Here is a 19,244-nt window from a genome sequence, read left to right as displayed (position 1 = left end):
CATCGCGTTTCAGCGACTTTCATAATATATCATAGTATATTATTTTCGTCAACAAGTTTTTTTCGATAACTTGTATCTCTCATTTGCTGACTCTGCCTATTATATACACTTCCCTATTGCTATGCAAGTATTATTATAAAAAAATAAGAGGGGGAGAAATCCCCACTCTTATTCTTCAGAAGAAACCTCTTCGCTAATTTCTTCTTCTTCTTCATCCTTTTGTGCTTTTGCTACTGTCGCTACCTCTTGCTCATCCCCTAATCGAATTAGACGAACACCTTGTGTATTACGCCCCATTTGAGAGATTTGATCAACTGGCATACGAATAATAACACCCGCTACTGTAATTAACATAATGTCTTCTTCACCTGTTACAGACTTAACTGCTACTAATTTACCGTTCTTGTCTGTAATGTTACAAGTCTTCAGACCTTTACCACCACGACTCTGTAGTCGATACTCTTCAACCGGCGTACGCTTACCATACCCGTTCTTCGTTACGATTAAGACATTCGTATCCTCTTCAACAATTTCCATACCTACTACTTGGTCCTCTTCGCCTAGTGTAATAGCTTTTACACCAGCTGCATTACGGCCCATAGAACGTACATCCTGTTCATTGAAGCGAATTAACATACCGTTGCTCGTCCCTACGATAATATCTTTATCACCAGATGTTAAACGTACAGAAATTAATTCATCTTCTTCACGAAGCGAAATTGCAATTAAACCGTTCGTACGTATATTTGCAAATGATGAGAGCGGCGTTCTCTTAGAAATACCTTGTTTCGTTGTAAAGAATAAGAACTGGTCGTCACCAAATTCACGAATTGGAATAATAGCGTTGATCCACTCACCCTTATCTACCCCTAATAGATTAATAATTGGTATGCCTTTTGCCGTACGACTATACTCTGGAATTTCATATCCTTTTGTACGGTATACTTTACCCTTGTTTGTGAAGAATAAAATATGATCATGAGTAGACGTTGTTAATAAATGTTCAACAAAGTCATCATCATTCGTACCCATTCCTTGTACACCACGTCCCCCACGGTTCTGTGTTTTGTACGTAGAAGCCGGTAACCTCTTAATATAACCATTATGAGTAAGTGTAATTGCGATATTTTGTTCTGGGATTAAATCTTCATCCTCTATAGCTTCCATACCGCCAATTGTAATTTCCGTTCTTCTCTTATCATTAAAACGTTCTTTGACCTCCGTTAATTCCTCACGAATGATTTCAAGAACCTTCTCTTCATCTGCTAAAATTGCTTTTAACTCTGCAATCAACTTCATTAAGTCTTGATATTCTTGTTCGATTTTTTCACGTTCTAATCCAGTTAAGCGTTGCAGACGCATATCTAAAATTGCCTGTGCTTGTTTCTCACTTAAGCCGAAACGTTCCATTAAACCTTGTTTTGCAATATCAGCTGTTTTTGAACTACGGATTAACGTAATGACTTCATCAAGATGATCTAAAGCGATTCGTAATCCTTCTAAAATATGAGCGCGCGCTTCTGCTTTCTCTAACTCATAGGCAGTACGTCTGCGGATCACGACCTTCTGGTGCTCTAAATAATAATATAAATTTTGTTTTAAATTTAGAACTTGTGGCTCTCCATTTACAAGAGACAACATGTTAATACCGAAACTCGTTTGAAGTGCTGTATGTTTATAAAGATTATTTAATAGTACATTTGCATTTGCATCGCGACGTACTTCCATAACAATGCGCATACCATTTCGATCCGATTCATCACGTAAATCTGTAATACCTTCAATTTTCTTATCACGAACTAATTCTGCAATTTTTTCAATTAAACGTGCCTTGTTAACTTGATAAGGTAGCTCAGTTACAATAATAGATTGTTTACCGTTGGCTCTCTCTTCAATTTCAACTTTAGCACGAATTATAATAGAACCACGGCCTGTCTCGTAAGCTCTTCGAATTCCGCTTCTTCCTAAGATTAAACCTGATGTTGGGAAGTCTGGTCCAGGAATATATTCCATTAATTCCGCGATAGTGATATCAGGGTTATGACTTAATGCCAACACACCATCAATTACTTCTCCAAGTTGATGCGGTGGAATGTTTGTTGCCATACCAACCGCAATACCCGTCGTACCATTGACTAATAAGTTAGGGAAACGCGCTGGTAATACAACTGGTTCTCTTTCAGAACCATCGTAGTTATCTTGATAATCAATTGTATTCTTTGTAATATCGCGTATTAATTCCATAGAAATCTTAGACATTCTTGCTTCTGTATAACGCATCGCCGCCGCTGAATCTCCATCAACAGAACCAAAATTACCATGTCCATCAACAAGCATGTAACGTTGACTAAAATCTTGCGCCATACGTACCATTGTTTCATAAACAGCTGCATCACCGTGCGGGTGATACTTACCAATTACTTCACCGACAATACGCGCCGACTTCTTATATGCTTTATCAGCTGTAATTCCTAAATCATTCATCGCATATAAAACCCTACGATGAACTGGTTTTAATCCATCACGAACATCTGGTAATGCACGAGACACGATAACACTCATTGCGTAATCTAAAAATGAGGTACGCATTTCATGACTAATATTAATTTCTCGAATTCGTGCTTGTTGTTGATTATCTGACATCAACGAGCACCTCCTCTTACATTTCCGTTACACATACATTGATTTATATGTAGAAGACAGGAATACTTAGATTCCTGTCATTACTCACTTAAATATCAAGGTTTTTCACGTATTTTGCATTTTCTTGGATAAAGTTACGACGCGGCTCTACTTTATCACCCATTAAAATTTCAAATGTTTCATCCGCTTCAATTGCATCTTGAAGGGAAACTTGAAGTAACGAACGTACTTCTGGGTCCATTGTCGTCTCCCACAGCTGAGTTGGATTCATTTCCCCTAGACCTTTATAACGCTGAATCCCAGGCTTAGGTTGAGCTGGTAATTCAGCTAGTATTTTTTCAAGTTCTTTATTGTTATAAGCATATTGAATTTTTTTACCTTGTTGTACTTTAAACAACGGTGGCTGTGCGATATATATATAACCACACTCAATGATTTGACGCATATAACGATAGAAGAACGTTAATAATAGGGTACGAATATGCGCACCATCAACATCGGCATCTGTCATAATAATAACTTTATGATATCGAGCTTTTTCAATATCAAAATCCCCACCAATATTTGTACCTATTGCTGTAATAATTGTACGAACTTCATCATTTGATAAAATCTTATCTAAACGTGCCTTTTCAACGTTAATAATTTTACCCTTCAGTGGTAAAATCGCTTGGAAATGACGATCGCGTCCTTGTTTTGCAGATCCGCCCGCCGAGTCACCCTCCACGATATAAATTTCGCTAATTGCTGGATCTTTAGAAGAACAATCAGCTAGCTTCCCTGGTAAACTTGAAACTTCTAGAGCACTCTTTCGGCGCGTTAGTTCACGCGCCTTTTTAGCCGCTACACGTGCACGCGCTGCCATAGTCCCTTTATCTATAATTTTACGTGCAACATTGGGATTTTCTAGTAAGAACTTTTCAAACGCCTCTGAGAATACAGACTCTGTAATCGTTCTCGCTTCACTATTTCCAAGTTTCGTCTTTGTTTGTCCTTCAAATTGTGGATTTGGATGCTTAATTGACACGATTGCTGTTAAACCTTCACGAACATCTTCACCAGTTAAATTACTATCCGCATCTTTTAAAATATTATTTTTACGACCATAATCGTTAATTACACGTGTTAGAGCAGTCTTAAAACCTACCTCATGTGTACCGCCTTCATACGTATGAATATTATTCGTAAATGAATAAATATGATTTGTATAGCCTTCGTTATATTGAAGAGCAACCTCAACCTGAATCCCATCTTTTGAACCGTCAACATATACAGGTTCTTCATGAATCGGTTGTTTTGAACGATTTAAATGTTCAACATATGATTTAATTCCACCTTCATAATGGAATTCTTTCTTTTGCTTATGTTCACGCTTATCTTCAATTGTTAATTTAATATTACGATTTAAAAACGCCAACTCACGCATACGAGTAGCTAATGTATCAAATTCGTATTCTGTCGTCTCTGTAAAAATTTCTGCATCTGGCTTAAAGCGTGTGATCGTTCCTGTACGATCAGTTTCACCTATTACTTTTAAATCCGCAGCTGGGATCCCACGTTCATATTTTTGATAGTGTATTTTTCCATCTCGATGTACAAATACCTCTAATTCTATTGATAAAGCATTTACAACAGATGCACCTACTCCATGCAAACCACCGGAGACTTTATAACCGCCACCGCCAAATTTACCACCGGCATGGAGTACTGTCATAATAACTTCTACAGCGGGACGTCCCATTTTCTCTTGAATACCAACTGGGATACCACGACCATCATCTGTTACAACAATACTATTATCTTCTTCAATACTGACATTAATTTCATCACAATATCCCGCTAAAGCTTCGTCAATACTGTTATCAACTATTTCCCATACGAGGTGATGAAGACCTTTTCCACTTGTAGAACCGATATACATACCAGGACGCTTACGAACCGCTTCCAGTCCTTCTAACACCTGGATCTGACTTTCATCATATGCATTTTCCTGCATTTGCTTTTGTTCCATTGACACAAAGATCACCTACTTTTCCATTTAAACAGAAATTATTTCCTGTCTATTTCACAATCTACCGTGCCGTTCGTTACATGAATTGTTTTCGCTTCTTTCAATGTTTCGTGTTCAATTCCGTCGACACTCGTCGTCGTCACAAAGGTTTGTACTTTTCCTTGAATTGTATTTAGCAGATGCGATTGGCGATAATCATCTAATTCTGATAACACATCATCTAGTAAAAGGATTGGATATTCCTTAACCTCTGAGTATATCAATTCAATTTCAGCCAATTTTAGGGATAGTGCGGTTGTTCGTTGTTGTCCTTGTGAACCAAAGACTTGAACATTTTTACTATTAACGAAGAAGTGTAAATCATCACGATGAGGACCTAGTAAAGTTGTACCACGAAAAATTTCACGTTGTTTCACAGATTGAAAACTTTCATAGTATACTTCTTTTATTTTCGACAAATCCATTGATTCTGATACATCTACACTTGGTTTATAAACAATTTCTAACTCCTCTAATCCCCTGCTAATCCCGCGGTGAATTGGAGCAGCCCATTCTTGTAGTAAATGCAAAAACTCAAAACGTTTTCGCAAAATTTTTGCACCATGCTCAATAAGTTGAAGTGTAAATACATCCAACATCGTTTCCTCATTTTTACTATTCCCTTGCATCTTCTTAAGTAAATGATTTCGTTGCGTGAGTACCTTTTGATATTGACTTAATTCATACAAATAGACCGGAGCTATTTGTCCAAGTTCCATATCCAAAAAGCGTCTTCGTACTTGGGGGCTTCCTTTTACAAGATTTAAATCTTCTGGGGCAAACATAACAACATTCATTTCACCAATATACTGGCTCAATTTTTGTTGTTCTAACTGATTTAACTTTGCCTTTTTACCTTTTTTTGAAATATTTAATTCTAAGGATAATGAACTATTTCGCCTTTGTAATCTACCTTTTATATTACCATAATCCTCATCCCAACGAATGAGTTCACGATCGTTCGAAGTTCTATGGGATTTCGCCATCGCCAATACATAAATAGCTTCCATCAGATTCGTTTTCCCTTGCGCATTTTCACCAATAATTACATTAACTTTATCCTCAAAGGAAAGCTCTAAATGCTCATAATTGCGATAGTTTTTTAATTGTATCTCTGTAATAAACAAAGGGATCCCCCTTTATGCCTGAACTTGGAAAGTTCCGCTTCCCGGAATTTCAACAACATCATTTGCATATAACTTTCGGCCTCTTCTATTTTCAAGTTCTTGATTCACATATACTTCATATTCTTGTAAGAACCATTTCACAGCGCCACCTGTATCAATTACATCAGCTAACTTTAAAAATTGTCCTAGTGTAATGTATTCTGTTGAAATCTTAATAAGTTTCATAAAATCGCTCACTTTCTGAAAGTGTTCATTCTTTCATTGTACTAAATAAACTAGCATTAGGAAAGTAATACCCTACAAATCAAATAAGGGTCACTAGTACCTTTACACTAGCAACCCTTAATCCTTACTTAGTAGGTACGGACTGGTAAAATTAACTGGATAATAGAATTATCATTTACTGTGCGAATTAAAAACGGTCTCATCGCTCCAGTAAAACTAACTTTAATTTCTGTACTATCTAAAGCTTTTAATGCGTCCATCATATATTTTGCACTAAAAGATATTTTTAATTCTTCTCCATCTACATTTTCACATTGAACCTCTTCTACTACTTTTCCGATTTCTGGTGCATTCGAAGAAATCTCTAACATCTGTTGTTCTAATGTTGATAATTTAACAACGTTGTTACGACCATCTCTTGCTAATAGCGACGCACGATCAATCGCTTGTAAAAATTCTTTTGTATTTACAAATATATCAGTTTTACTTTCAGCTGGAATTAAACGCGTTGTATCTGGATAATTTCCTTCTAATAATCTTGAGAAGAATAATAAATGTTTTGTACGGAATAATACTTGATACTCCGTAATAACGATATCTACCATTTCTTCAGATTCATCTAGAATTTTACTTAATTCACTTAAGCTCTTACCAGGAATAACGACATTCGCTTGAAATTCATCGGCAATATTATACCCTTCGATTTTTGCTTTACGAAGTGCTAGCCTGTGACTATCTGTTGCAATGCAAGTTAGCTCGCTGTTATATACCTTCCAGTTTACACCTGTCAAGATCGGTCTTGTTTCAGAACTTGACACTGCAAATACTGTTTGACGAATCATGTGCTTTAGTAAATCTGTTGGAATCTTAAATACGTGATGTTCTTCGATTTGTGGTAATAACGGATATTCAGCAGCATCTAAACCATTTAAGTTGAACTCTGATTTTCCAGATTTTATTTTTGTCATAAAATGATTTTCCACAGAAATTTCGACAGTTTCTTTAGGTAATTTTTTTACGATCTCACTAAAATACTTTGCTTGTAAAATAATACTTCCTGATTGTTCAATTTCCACAATTTCTTTTCCAGCATCTTCGACTGGGATAAATGATTCGATAGAGATGTCTGCATCACTACCTGTTAAAGTAACTCCTTCTTCAGTTGCTACAACTTTAATTCCTGTAAGAATTGGAATTGTTGTACGAGAAGAAACTGCCTTCATTACATCTTGTACACTTCTTACAAGATAGTCTTTTTGTATTGTAAAACGCATAACGAAAAACCTCCGGTAAGTATAAGATTTTATTTATTTAATAAAGATAAAAAAGTAGTAGTAATAGTAATAGGGCTTGTGGATATGTGGATAACCCTGTTTGGAGATGTAAAAACAGTCTATCTACATGTGGATAGACTGTGCGTAAAATAAGCTAAGTTATTCACACTATTCAGCTACTACTATTTTAAAATATCCTTAATTTCTTCAACGTGTTTTTGTAATTGAGTATCCGTTTTTAATAGCTTCGAAATTTTTTCGTGAGCATGGATTACTGTTGTATGATCGCGGCCACCAAATTCTTCACCTATTTTTGGCAAAGATGAGTCCGTAAGTTCACGTGATAAATACATCGCAATTTGGCGAGGGAATGCAACGGATTTTGTCCGTTTTTTTGCTTTGAAATCTTCTAACTTTACCTGATAGACGCCTCCAACAGCCTTTTGAATATCAGAAATAGAAATAATTCTAGGTATAGAGTTTGGAATAATATTTTTAAGCGCTTCAGCCGCTAAATCAGCATTCATATCTTTATTAATTAAAGATGAATAAGCTACAACTCGAATAAGTGCACCCTCTAGTTCACGAATATTTGAATCGATTTGATTTGCGATATAAAGCATAACTTCATTTGGTATATCAAGACCTTCTGCTTTTGCTTTTTTACGTAAAATTGCGATTCTAGTTTCTAAATCTGGTGGCGTAATGTCCGTAATTAACCCCCATTCAAAGCGAGAACGAAGGCGATCTTCTAAAGTTGGGATTTCTTTTGGTGGTCTATCGCTTGAAATCACAATTTGTTTACTTTCTTCATGTAACGCATTAAATGTATGGAAAAACTCTTCCTGTGTTTGTTCTTTTCCAGCAAGAAATTGAATATCATCTATCAATAAGACATCTACATTACGATATTTATTACGAAAATCGACAGCTTTATTATCACGAATTGAGTTAATAAATTCATTTGTAAATTTTTCAGATGATAAATATACAACTTTTGCATTCGGGTTGTGTTCAATTACATAATGCCCAATTGCGTGCATTAAATGTGTTTTTCCAAGTCCAACGCCCCCGTAAATAAAGAGCGGATTATAGGCTTTAGCTGGTGCCTCAGCTACAGCTAAAGAAGCAGCATGTGCAAAACGATTACCAGAGCCAATAACAAATGTATCAAATGTATATTTGGGGTTTAACATACTCTGTGGTAAGTGATTAGACTCATCATGTGCGTGTTTTTGCTTAACAGAAGGAAGATCTATATCCTCTTCCGCCTGACTTTGGGGAATGATAAAACGAATAGCTAGTTTTGCCCCTGTTAAATCATAAAGTGTTTCGGAGATTAGTTCCGAATAATGAGATTCTAGCCAGTCACGAGCGAATTCATTTGGAGCTGTAATAGTTAATACATCTTTTTTCAAGTTATGAGCAGTTGTTGATTTTAACCAGGTTTCATAACTTGGCTTGCTTACCTTTTTTTCTAATTCTTTTAAGGCACTATTCCACAAATCAGAGATATTTTCCAAAGGTGTCCCTCCTTTACAAAGATGGTAAAAGAATAAGGTTGCGCAACAATTGTACAACCTGTAAATATTTCTAATGCATATTTATACGAAACGTATTTTAAAATATAAAAACGTCGTTAGTATCCGAGATAGAGTTTTCGACAAAAAAACAAATGTGGACAACTATTTACCCACATGTGATTTAAACTATCCACATGTTATACACAAATTGTGGATAAAATAAAGGTGTGGAAAACTTATTCAAAGTGAAAACACAACTATAATATCAAAAAAAAGCAGCTATAGCAATGAATTTAAGAAAGTTATCCACAAAATCAATACCTTGTGGAATAAACTTGTCCACAATACGATATACTGTGTAAAAGTAAAAAAAGAGTTTGTGGATACAAAAAAGAGAAAATATATTTATCCACAAGGAAATATAGGGACTGTGAAAAAGTGTGTGAATAGGTTAAAAATGAATATTTGATGAAAATTTCGAGAACCATTGACATTTTCCTATTTGATTTACTATAATTTATTAGACTGTCTTTAACAGATATTCCTCAGGGAGGTGTCATATAATGAAAAGAACTTACCAACCAAATAAACGTAAGCGCAGCAAAGTACATGGTTTCCGCAGCCGTATGAGCACAGCAAACGGACGTAGAGTGCTAGCAGCTCGTCGTCGTAAAGGAAGAAAAGTATTATCTGCGTAGACCACTGATCGTTCAGTGGTCTTTTTTTCTAATAATAATGAGTTTCTGCTGATGAGATACAGGAGTGTCAAATGATATGAAGAAAAAAAATCGTATAAAAAAGAATGATGAATTCCAGGCTGTTTTCCAAAAAGGACAATCGAATGCCAATCGCCAGTTTGTTGTATACAAATTAGATAAAGAAAAACAGCCGCATTTTCGCATTGGTCTTTCTGTTAGTAAGAAAATAGGAAATGCAGTAGTTCGTAATCGAATTAAGCGTATGATTCGCCAATCGATTATAGAATTAAAAGATGAGATAGATTCTGGAAAAGATTTTGTTATAATAGCAAGGAAGCCTTGTGCAGAGATGACATATGAAGAGTTAAAGAAAAGCTTAATTCATGTCTTTAAACGCTCTGGTATGAAAAGAATAAAAAAGTAGCGTAAGGAAATGAATTACACTATATACATACCGAAACAAGGAGGAGCAGGCTTTGAAAAAGAAAATAGGTTTATTAGCCATGGTTATTATGCTAATGGCAATCGCTACCGGCTGTAGTGAAACAAATCAGCCGATTACACCGAAAAGCACTGGGATTTGGAATGAATATTTCGTATACCCGCTTTCTCAGTTAATCACGTATTTTGCAAATTTATTTGGTAGTAATTATGGTTTAGCAATCGTTGTTACAACTCTTATCATTCGTTTTGCATTATTACCATTAATGATTAAACAAACGAAGAGTACGAAAGCAATGCAGGCGTTACAACCAGAAATGGTGAAATTAAAAGAAAAGTACAGCTCAAAAGATCAAGCAACACAACAAAAATTACAACAAGAAATGATGCAGTTGTACCAAAAAAATGGTGTAAATCCATTAGCAGGATGTTTACCAATATTTGTTCAGATGCCTATCCTATTCGCTTTTTATCATGCGATTATGAGAACGGCAGAAATTAGTAAACATACATTTTTATGGTTTGATTTAGGACAGGCAGATCCTTACTATATCCTTCCAATCGTTGCGGCTATTACGACTTTTATTCAGCAAAAGCTTGCAATGGCAGGAACGGCTGGGCAAAATCCGCAAATGGCAATGATGATTTGGCTTATGCCAATTATGATCTTAGTCTTTGCAATTAACTTCCCAGCAGCACTATCATTGTACTGGGTAGTTGGTAATATCTTTGGTATCGCTCAAATGTATATGATCAAAGGGCCTGAAATTAAGGCTAGTAAGGCAGGAGGATCAAGCAAGTGAGTATAATTACTGCTAAAGGACAAACAGTCGAGCTGGCAGTACAAGATGCTTTAAGACAATTAAATGTTTTGAAAGATCGAGTAGATATAAATATTATCGATGAGGGTAAGAGGGGATTCCTAGGTTTATTTGGGAATCGCCTCGCTGTAGTAGAAGTTGTATTGAAAAAAGATCCAATCCAAGAATGTGAAGAATATTTAAAAAATGTTATTCAAAATATGGGTGTGGAAGTTGAGATTAGAAAAATTGTAAAAGGACGCGAAGTTGAATTTACAATTTCTGGTGAAAACATTGGTGTTTTAATTGGTAAAAGAGGTAATACGTTGAATTCTTTACAGTATTTAACAAAACTTGTTGCGAATCGTAATACAAAGCAATATATTGGTATTACACTGGATGCTGAAAACTATCGTAGTAAAAGAAAAACTACGTTAGAATCTCTTTCTTATCGATTGGCAAAACAAGTAGTGAGTACGAAAAAAAGAGTTGTTCTAGAACCAATGCCTTCTTTTGAACGAAAAATTATTCACCAAGCATTATCTAATCATCAAAATATCATTACAACTTCTGAAGGGAAAGAACCACATCGGTATGTTGTAATATCTTCCAAGTGACCGGTTACTCAATTGAGTGCCGGTTTTTTTGAGGAGAAAATAAATGTGGATAACTAAAAAACACTAGATTTATCCACTGTGAATAAGTTTAGTGTTTTTTACATAAGGACATAATAAAATGAGTTATTATTCTTTTGTAGATAGGTTCGTTATGGTATCCTAATAATTTAGTGACGGAAAAAATTCATGTTGAAATAGAGATAAATAAGCAAGTGAGGTGAAAGGACATGGAATTTGATACAATTGCCGCAATTTCCACAGCACTTGGGGAAGGTGCAATTGCCATTGTTCGAGTAAGTGGGGATGATGCGATTGAGAAAGTCGATCGTATTTTTAAAGGGAAGGATTTAACACAGGTTTCTTCTCATACAATTCATTATGGTCATATTGTCGATTTAGATACAAATCAAGTTATTGAAGAAGTTATGGTATCCATTATGCGCGCACCAAGGACTTTTACGCGTGAAAATATAGTAGAAATTAACTGTCATGGTGGGCTTGTTTCGGTAAATAAAGTATTACAGCTTATTTTAGCACAAGGAGTACGACTGGCAGAGCCTGGTGAATTTACAAAACGTGCTTTTTTAAATGGACGTATTGATTTGTCACAAGCAGAAGCTGTTATGGACTTAATCCGCGCGAAAACAGATCGTGCTATGAATGTAGCGATTAACCAAATGGAAGGACGATTATCTAAATTAATCGGCCATCTGCGTCAAGAAATATTAGAAACATTAGCTCATATTGAGGTGAATATAGATTACCCAGAATATGATGATGTAGAAGAGATGACACATAATATTTTAATTGAGAAAGCTACACATGTCCGTGCTGAAATTGCAAAGATATTAGAAACATCGAAGCAAGGAAAGATTTTACGTGAGGGCATTTCTACCGCGATTATCGGTAGACCTAACGTTGGGAAATCATCGCTATTAAATAGTCTTGTTCAGGAGAAAAAGGCAATTGTAACTGATATTGCAGGAACAACTCGTGATGTTATTGAAGAGTACGTTAATGTGCGTGGTGTACCACTTAAACTTATAGATACAGCCGGAATTCGTGAAACGGAAGATATTGTTGAACGAATTGGTGTAGAGCGTTCGAAGGAAATGATGAGCCAAGCAGACTTAGTGTTAATTGTAGTGAACTATAGCGAGGCTTTAACAAATGAAGATGAGGATCTATTCCGTGCCGTACAAGGAAAAGATTTCATTGTCATTGTAAATAAGACAGATTTACCGCAAGAAATTGATATGGAACGTGTTACAGATTTAGCGGTAGGCAATCGTGTTATTACAACATCTTTAATTGAGGAGCAAGGAATAGATGAGCTTGAAAAGGCAATAGCTGATTTATTCTTTGAAGGAACAATTGATTCTGCGGATATGACATACGTGTCTAATGCGAGACATATCGGATTGTTAACACAAGCAGGAAGAACAATTAATGATGCAATTGAAGCGATAGAAAATGGTGTTCCGATTGATATGGTTCAAATTGATTTAACAAGAGCGTGGGAAATACTTGGTGAAATTACTGGTGATACTGTCCATGAAAGCTTAATTGACCAATTGTTCTCTCAATTTTGTTTAGGAAAATAAAGTAAAACTTTAATCAGAGATGATTTAGTAAGATAGAGGTTATTAGGAGGAATAAACAATGGGATACAATGCCGGTTCATATGATGTCATAGTAATCGGTGCAGGTCATGCAGGATGTGAAGCTGGTCTTGCGGCAGCACGAATGGGCTCAAAAACATTAATGTTAACAATTAACTTAGATATGGTAGCGTTCATGCCATGTAACCCTTCTGTTGGTGGACCAGCAAAAGGGATTGTTGTTCGTGAAATTGATGCATTAGGCGGAGAAATGGGACGCAATATTGATAAAACACATATTCAAATGCGTATGTTAAATACGGGTAAAGGACCAGCTGTACGTGCGCTTCGTGCACAAGCTGATAAATTCTCTTACCAGCATGAGTTAAAGAAAACAATTGAAGAAACACCAAACTTAACGTTGTTTCAAGGTCTGGTAGAGCGTTTAATTGTTGAAGATGGTGTATGTAAAGGGGTAATTACGCAAGCTGGTGCCGAATACACAGCGAAAACAGTTGTAATTACAACGGGAACATTTTTACGTGGTGAGATTATTATGGGAGATTTAAAATATTCAAGTGGTCCAAATAATCAGCAACCATCTATTACGTTATCTGAACACTTAGAGGAACTTGGTTTTGATCTTGTTAGATTTAAAACAGGTACACCTCCGCGTGTAAACAGTAATACGATTGATTATAGTAAAACAGAAATTCAACCAGGTGATGATAAGCCACGTGCTTTCTCTTTTGAAACGACAAAATTCATTATGGATCAAATTCCATGTTGGTTAACGTATACAAGTACAGAAACACATCGTTTAATAGATGAAAACTTACATCGCTCAGCTATGTATTCTGGTATGATTAAAGGAACAGGGCCTAGATATTGCCCTTCAATTGAAGACAAGGTAGTAAGATTTAATGATAAACCACGTCATCAAATTTTCTTAGAGCCAGAAGGACGTAATACGCAAGAAGTATATGTACAAGGCTTATCGACGAGTTTACCAGAAGATGTACAGCGTGCAATGCTTAGAACAATTCCTGGCCTGGAAAATGTTGAAATGATGCGTACGGGTTATGCAATTGAATATGATGCAATTGTACCAACTCAACTATGGCCAACACTTGAAACGAAAAAAATTAAAAATTTATATACAGCAGGACAAATTAATGGAACTTCTGGTTACGAAGAAGCGGCAGGACAAGGGCTTATGGCTGGAATTAATGCAGCGTGTCGTTCTTTAGGTAAAAAAGAAGTTATTTTAGGTCGCGCTGATGCATATATTGGTGTCTTAATTGATGATCTTGTAACAAAAGGCACAAATGAACCATACCGTTTATTAACGTCTCGTGCAGAATATCGTTTATTATTACGCCATGATAATGCAGATCTTCGTCTAACTGAGGTTGGGCGTGAAATTGGTTTAATTAAAGAAGATCGTTATGAGAGATTTACAAATAAAAAACTACAAATTGAACAGGAAAAGGAACGGTTAGAGAGTATTTTTATTAAACCGCGTCCTGAAGTTCAAGAATTAATTCGTAGTATTGGTGGAAGCGAATTGAAAGATGGAATACGTGCAAGTGACTTATTACGTCGTCCAGAGATGACATATGAGCACATTCATCTTTTAGTACCAAGTGAATTAGAATTAAATGATGAAATTACAGAACAAGTTGAAATTCAGATTAAGTATGAAGGATATATCGAGAAATCTTTACAGCAAGTAGAACGTATGAAGAAAATGGAAAACAAAAAAATCCCTGTGGATATTGATTATGATGCCATTTCTAGCCTTGCCACAGAAGCGAGACAGAAATTGAAAGATGTTCGTCCACTTTCGATGGGGCAAGCTTCACGTATTTCTGGCGTAAATCCAGCTGATGTTTCTATTTTGCTTATTTACATTGAACAAGGAAAAATTGCACGAGTATCGAACCAATAAATAGTAAGGAGATATTGCTAGATGAACATAGAACAATTTCAATCTATGCTAGAAGAGAAGGGTATTTCCCTCTCTTCTGGACAGTTAGAGCAGTTCGAAATCTATTTTGAAACGTTAGTAGAGTGGAATGAAAAAATGAACTTAACGGCTATTACGGAGAAAGAGGAAGTATACTTAAAACACTTTTTTGATTCTGTTACAGCGGCTTTTTATTATGATTTTTCGAAACCATTTTCTATTTGTGATGTTGGAGCAGGAGCTGGCTTCCCAAGTATCCCTTTAAAAATCTGTTTCCCGCACTTAAAAGTAACAATTGTAGATTCATTACAAAAACGTATTAATTTCTTAAATCACTTAGCGCAAAAGTTAGAATTAAGTGATGTTGCATTTTGTCATGATCGTGCTGAAACATTTGGGAAAAAAGAAGGTGTACGTGAAGCATACGATATTGTAATGGCACGTGCAGTTGCACGTCTTTCTGTATTAAGTGAGCTATGTTTACCACTTGTAAAAGTAGGGGGAACATTCATTGCAATGAAAGGTGCAGCGGCGAACGAAGAAATCGAAAATGGCAAATATGCTTTAGAGGTACTTGGCGGAGAATTGAAAGAAATGTCTACGTTCCAATTACCGTTTGAAGAAAGTGAGCGTAATATTTTATTAATCGAGAAAAAGCGCAAGACACCAAAGAAATATCCACGCAAACCGGGAACGCCCAATAAATTACCTATTGAAAAATAAATCTTATTAGACGTAAGATTAAATTATATAAATGAAAACGTAAATGTTTCATAGGAAACATTTTATGTAGAACAGTCAATAGGCCTAAAAGGTGGTGGAATATGTATGAAAAATACGTTTTCTCGTTTATTTGGCTTTGGAGATAAAGAGAGCGAATTCGAATTACAAGACGAAAGCCATGAAGAAATAGCTAAAAAGGTATATGAAGAAATACAGGAAATTCCGATAGTAAACATTACCCCTAACCGTTATCAACCACGAACAGTTTTTGACGATGCACGTATTGAGGAGCTAGCATTAACGATTCGTACACATGGGCTTATCCAGCCGATTGTTGTGAGACAGTATGAGGATGATAAGTACGAGATTATTGCCGGGGAAAGGCGTTTCCGCGCAGCAACAAAGTTAGGGTGGGAAAAAGTTCCTGCAATAATAAAGAATTTAAATGATACTGAGACAGCTTCTGTAGCGTTAATTGAAAATTTGCAGCGTGAGGAATTAACAGCAATTGAGGAAGCTGTGGCATATCAAAAGCTGATTGAGTTACATAATTTAACACAAGAAGCATTGGCACAACGACTTGGAAAAGGACAATCGACAGTCGCAAATAAATTGCGATTATTAAAATTGCCTGAAGAAATCAAAAGTGCATTATTAGAAAAAAGTATTACAGAACGGCATGCTCGCGCCCTTATTCCTTTGAAAAATGAGGAATTACAACTGAAGGTTTTACAAGAGATTGTGGAGAAGCAATTGAATGTAAAGCAAACAGAAGAACGAATTGCAAAGTTACTAGAAGAAGTAAAACCAAAGCGCAAAGCGAAGCAAAAAGCAGTAAGTCGAGATGCAAGAATTGCTATGAACACAATTAGACAATCATTACAAATGGTTGCTAACAGTGGTTTGAATGTTAATTCTGCGGAAGAAGAGTTTGATGAATACTATCAAATTACGATTAAAATTCCGAAGAAAAAATAATTACGTGCTAGAGACCTTATCCTATTGGAGAGGTCTCTTTTACTATATTTTCTTGTTAAAGCAAGAAGGAGTTTGGAAATAAATTTTGAAGTTTAATAAGGACGTAAAAGAAAAACTTTTATTTCATGTTACAATAAAAGTAATTGTTTCTAGAATAAGAAAGGTTGAAAGTAGGTGACATCGTGGGAAAAATCATTGCTATCGCTAATCAAAAAGGCGGTGTTGGAAAAACAACAACATCCGTTAATTTAGGGGCTGGATTGGCACAAGTAGGAAAAAAAGTCCTTCTCGTAGATATTGATGCTCAAGGAAATGCAACGACTGGTGTAGGAATTGAAAAGTCTGAATTAGATCAATGTATTTATAATGTTCTTGTGGAAGATGCAGATGTTCAAGGCGTTATACGGAAAACCGCAACTGAAAACTTAGATGTTCTACCCGCTACAATTCAATTGGCTGGTGCTGAAATTGAATTGGTACCAACCATTTCCCGGGAAGTACGCTTGCAAAGAGCATTACAGCCAATTCGTGATGAATATGAGTATATTATTATTGACTGTCCCCCATCCTTAGGATTATTAACGATTAATGCATTAACAGCAGCAGATTCTGTTATTATTCCTGTACAGTGTGAATATTACGCGCTGGAAGGGTTAAGTCAGCTATTAAATACAGTTCGACTTGTGCAAAAGCATTTAAATAAAAATTTAGCAATTCAAGGTGTATTGTTAACGATGTTGGATGCTCGTACAAATTTAGGAATTCAAGTTATAGATGAAGTGAAAAAATACTTTAGGGATAAAGTATATCGTTCGATTATTCCTCGTAATGTTCGCTTAAGTGAGGCACCAAGTCATGGAAAACCAATTATGCAGTATGACGCTAAATCAAGAGGAGCAGAAGTATATTTAGATTTAGCAGAGGAAGTGATTGCAGGTGGCTAAGGGATTAGGAAGAGGAATCAATGTGTTTTTTCCAGATTTAGATGTGAAAGAAGAAGAAACGATTCAGGAGATTATAGTAACTGAATTAAGGCCGAATCCATATCAACCACGTAAACATTTCAATAAAGAAGCGATTCAGGAATTAGCGGCTTCTATTAAAGAGCACGGTATATTGCAACCGTTAATTGCTCGAAAGAGTATTAAAGGATATGAAATAGTTGCAGGTGAAAGAAGATATCGTGCTGCTAAAGAGGCCGGACTTGAGAAAGTGCCTGCTGTCGTAAGGCAATTAAATGAGCAGCAAATGATGGAATTTGCTTTGCTTGAAAACTTACAACGAGAAGATTTAAATCCTATGGAAGAGGCAATGGCATATCAGATGTTAATGAACGAGCTAAATGTAACACAAGAACAATTAGCAAAACGTCTTGGTAAAAGCAGGCCTTATATCGCAAATTATACTCGATTGTTAAGCCTCCCTTCATTCGTTCAAGATATGATTGCAAACGGTCAGCTTTCAATGGCTCATGGAAGAACTTTACTTACAATAAAAGATGAAGAACAGTTGAAATCTTTATTGAAGCGAATTGAAAAAGAAGGACTGAATGTTCGCCAATTGGAACAAATTGTCCAGGAAATTAATCAACGTGTTTCACGTGAAACACAACAAGTGAAAAAAGAAAGAAATATATTTTTTGTAGAGCGTGAAACATTTTTAAGAGAAAAGTTTGGTACGGATGTAAAGATCAAAGAAACGAAAAAAGAAAAAGGTAAAATCGAAATCGAATTTTTTAATAAAGAAGACTTAAATCGAATTTTAGAATTATTATCAAAGGGAAATTAAAAAGCAAACCATCTTATTGTTTATAGATGGTTTGCTTTTTTTAATGCAGATAATTTTTGGTCTGTTTCTTTTATACTTTGTGCAATTACATCAGCCATCTTCATGACTAAACTTAGTCTTGTATTTTGAAGTACGAAAAACTCCATGAAACCATTTAAATTTACGATGCCATGAATATGCAAATCACCAATTTCAGGTAATTTCTTATTCATCGCAGCTCCAGGTTTACTGGGCCCCTTTCCGGTAGTTATAGAACCGATACTTTGAGATTTTCCTAAACATGCATCAACAGCAATAATAAATGACGTAGGATTTTCTTTCTGTATATTCTGAATTTTATCTTCTAAGTTTAGTGCATGTATTGGTTCGTCTAGTGTGCCGAACACTTGAAGGTTTTTGATTTCAATTTGTTCTAGTTTAGTACCAACTAATGGACCAAGTGCATCACCGGTGGAACGGTCTGTTCCGATACAAACGAGAATGAGTGGTATATTAGTCTTAATGGGAATATGGGAAAGTAAGAAATTACTGATTGTCTCAGAGGCTTCTAAGTCATGATGCATAACATTTTGAGTTTCTTTTTCAAAAAAAGGTAAGCGAAAACTTCTAATATTCATGAAGCACCCATCCTTTTAATAAATTTTCACAATATGTTATATGGTGTCTGAAATGGAAAATTATAAGTGCATACTTTTTGCAAACTGTGAATGAAAACAGAAATAATAGTACTAGTATATATATATTCGTCTCATTTTATACCTGAATGGAAGTTAACAAATGGAATTAA

17 protein-coding genes are annotated in these 19,244 nt (G+C 35.6%); 10 read left to right on the top strand and 7 right to left on the bottom strand.

The features are described 5' to 3' along the window. Positions 1-168 precede the first annotated feature (168 nt). The 6 genes from gyrA to dnaA all read right to left on the bottom strand — a co-directional run bounded on the left by gyrA (position 169) and on the right by dnaA (position 8,842). Positions 169-2,643 carry a DNA gyrase subunit A gene (gene gyrA / locus JTF23_RS22125; RefSeq protein ID WP_204209722.1) on the bottom strand — a complete coding sequence of 825 codons (2,475 nt, stop codon included), beginning with the start codon at positions 2,641-2,643 and terminating at the stop codon, positions 169-171. Positions 2,644-2,731: 88 nt separating this feature from the next. Next, entirely contained in the window at positions 2,732-4,654 is a 1,923-nt protein-coding gene (gene gyrB, locus JTF23_RS22120; RefSeq protein WP_033710559.1) for a DNA topoisomerase (ATP-hydrolyzing) subunit B, read from the bottom strand. A gap of 38 nt (positions 4,655-4,692) precedes the next feature. Next, a complete protein-coding gene (gene recF, locus JTF23_RS22115) occupies positions 4,693-5,820 on the bottom strand; it encodes a DNA replication/repair protein RecF (protein ID WP_016106803.1) in 1,128 nt (375 codons plus the stop codon). Positions 5,821-5,832: 12 nt separating this feature from the next. Beyond that, positions 5,833-6,045, bottom strand: coding sequence for a S4 domain-containing protein YaaA (yaaA, locus tag JTF23_RS22110; protein ID WP_002159661.1), 213 nt, complete (start codon positions 6,043-6,045; stop codon positions 5,833-5,835). Between the two features lie 128 nt (positions 6,046-6,173). After that, a complete protein-coding gene (gene dnaN, locus JTF23_RS22105) occupies positions 6,174-7,319 on the bottom strand; it encodes a DNA polymerase III subunit beta (protein WP_002068698.1) in 1,146 nt (381 codons plus the stop codon). A gap of 182 nt (positions 7,320-7,501) precedes the next feature. After that, the gene (gene dnaA / locus JTF23_RS22100) at positions 7,502-8,842 is read right to left on the bottom strand and encodes a chromosomal replication initiator protein DnaA (RefSeq protein ID WP_002144554.1); all 1,341 of its coding nucleotides are present in this window, start codon (positions 8,840-8,842) and stop codon (positions 7,502-7,504) included. A gap of 563 nt (positions 8,843-9,405) precedes the next feature. Between dnaA and rpmH the strand changes: the two genes are divergently transcribed. The 10 genes from rpmH (at position 9,406) to spo0J (ending at position 18,457) form a co-directional block, all read left to right on the top strand. After that, entirely contained in the window at positions 9,406-9,540 is a 135-nt protein-coding gene (gene rpmH / locus JTF23_RS22095) for a 50S ribosomal protein L34 (RefSeq protein ID WP_002068706.1), read from the top strand. A gap of 76 nt (positions 9,541-9,616) precedes the next feature. Next, positions 9,617-9,964 (top strand): ribonuclease P protein component, encoded by a 348-nt coding sequence (gene rnpA, locus JTF23_RS22090; RefSeq protein WP_002089963.1) that lies wholly within the window; start codon positions 9,617-9,619, stop codon positions 9,962-9,964. Positions 9,965-10,016: 52 nt separating this feature from the next. Further along, complete coding sequence (gene spoIIIJ / locus JTF23_RS22085; RefSeq protein WP_002144555.1) at positions 10,017-10,784, top strand: YidC family membrane integrase SpoIIIJ; 768 nt, start codon at positions 10,017-10,019, stop codon at positions 10,782-10,784. Further along, the gene (gene jag / locus JTF23_RS22080; protein ID WP_204209720.1) at positions 10,781-11,398 is read left to right on the top strand and encodes an RNA-binding cell elongation regulator Jag/EloR; all 618 of its coding nucleotides are present in this window, start codon (positions 10,781-10,783) and stop codon (positions 11,396-11,398) included. Before spoIIIJ ends, jag begins: the two co-directional genes overlap by 4 nt. 227 nt (positions 11,399-11,625) lie before the next feature. Continuing rightward, positions 11,626-13,002, top strand: a complete 1,377-nt coding sequence (gene mnmE, locus JTF23_RS22075) for a tRNA uridine-5-carboxymethylaminomethyl(34) synthesis GTPase MnmE (RefSeq protein ID WP_002034990.1) — start codon at positions 11,626-11,628, stop codon at positions 13,000-13,002. Between the two features lie 58 nt (positions 13,003-13,060). Beyond that, positions 13,061-14,950, top strand: a complete 1,890-nt coding sequence (gene mnmG, locus JTF23_RS22070; protein ID WP_002159664.1) for a tRNA uridine-5-carboxymethylaminomethyl(34) synthesis enzyme MnmG — start codon at positions 13,061-13,063, stop codon at positions 14,948-14,950. Between the two features lie 21 nt (positions 14,951-14,971). Then, the gene (gene rsmG / locus JTF23_RS22065) at positions 14,972-15,691 is read left to right on the top strand and encodes a 16S rRNA (guanine(527)-N(7))-methyltransferase RsmG (RefSeq protein ID WP_204209718.1); all 720 of its coding nucleotides are present in this window, start codon (positions 14,972-14,974) and stop codon (positions 15,689-15,691) included. Between the two features lie 105 nt (positions 15,692-15,796). Beyond that, a complete protein-coding gene (noc, locus tag JTF23_RS22060; protein WP_002016471.1) occupies positions 15,797-16,669 on the top strand; it encodes a nucleoid occlusion protein in 873 nt (290 codons plus the stop codon). 182 nt (positions 16,670-16,851) lie between these two features. Next, positions 16,852-17,613 (top strand): sporulation initiation inhibitor protein Soj, encoded by a 762-nt coding sequence (gene soj / locus JTF23_RS22055; RefSeq protein WP_002113231.1) that lies wholly within the window; start codon positions 16,852-16,854, stop codon positions 17,611-17,613. Continuing rightward, positions 17,606-18,457 (top strand): stage 0 sporulation protein Spo0J, encoded by an 852-nt coding sequence (spo0J, locus tag JTF23_RS22050; RefSeq protein WP_171902578.1) that lies wholly within the window; start codon positions 17,606-17,608, stop codon positions 18,455-18,457. The genes soj and spo0J overlap by 8 nt, the downstream gene beginning before the upstream one ends. A 20-nt stretch (positions 18,458-18,477) precedes the next feature. Here the strand turns inward: spo0J and yyaC are convergent, their stop codons facing one another. Then, entirely contained in the window at positions 18,478-19,074 is a 597-nt protein-coding gene (yyaC, locus tag JTF23_RS22045; protein WP_204209716.1) for a spore protease YyaC, read from the bottom strand. Between the last annotated feature and the right edge of the window lie 170 nt (positions 19,075-19,244).

The organism is Bacillus sp. RIT 809, assembly GCF_016892495.1.
In the GTDB taxonomy this organism is placed as follows: Bacteria; Bacillota; Bacilli; order Bacillales; family Bacillaceae_G; genus Bacillus_A; species Bacillus_A cereus_U.
This window is presented reverse-complemented; position numbering and strand designations above follow the sequence as displayed.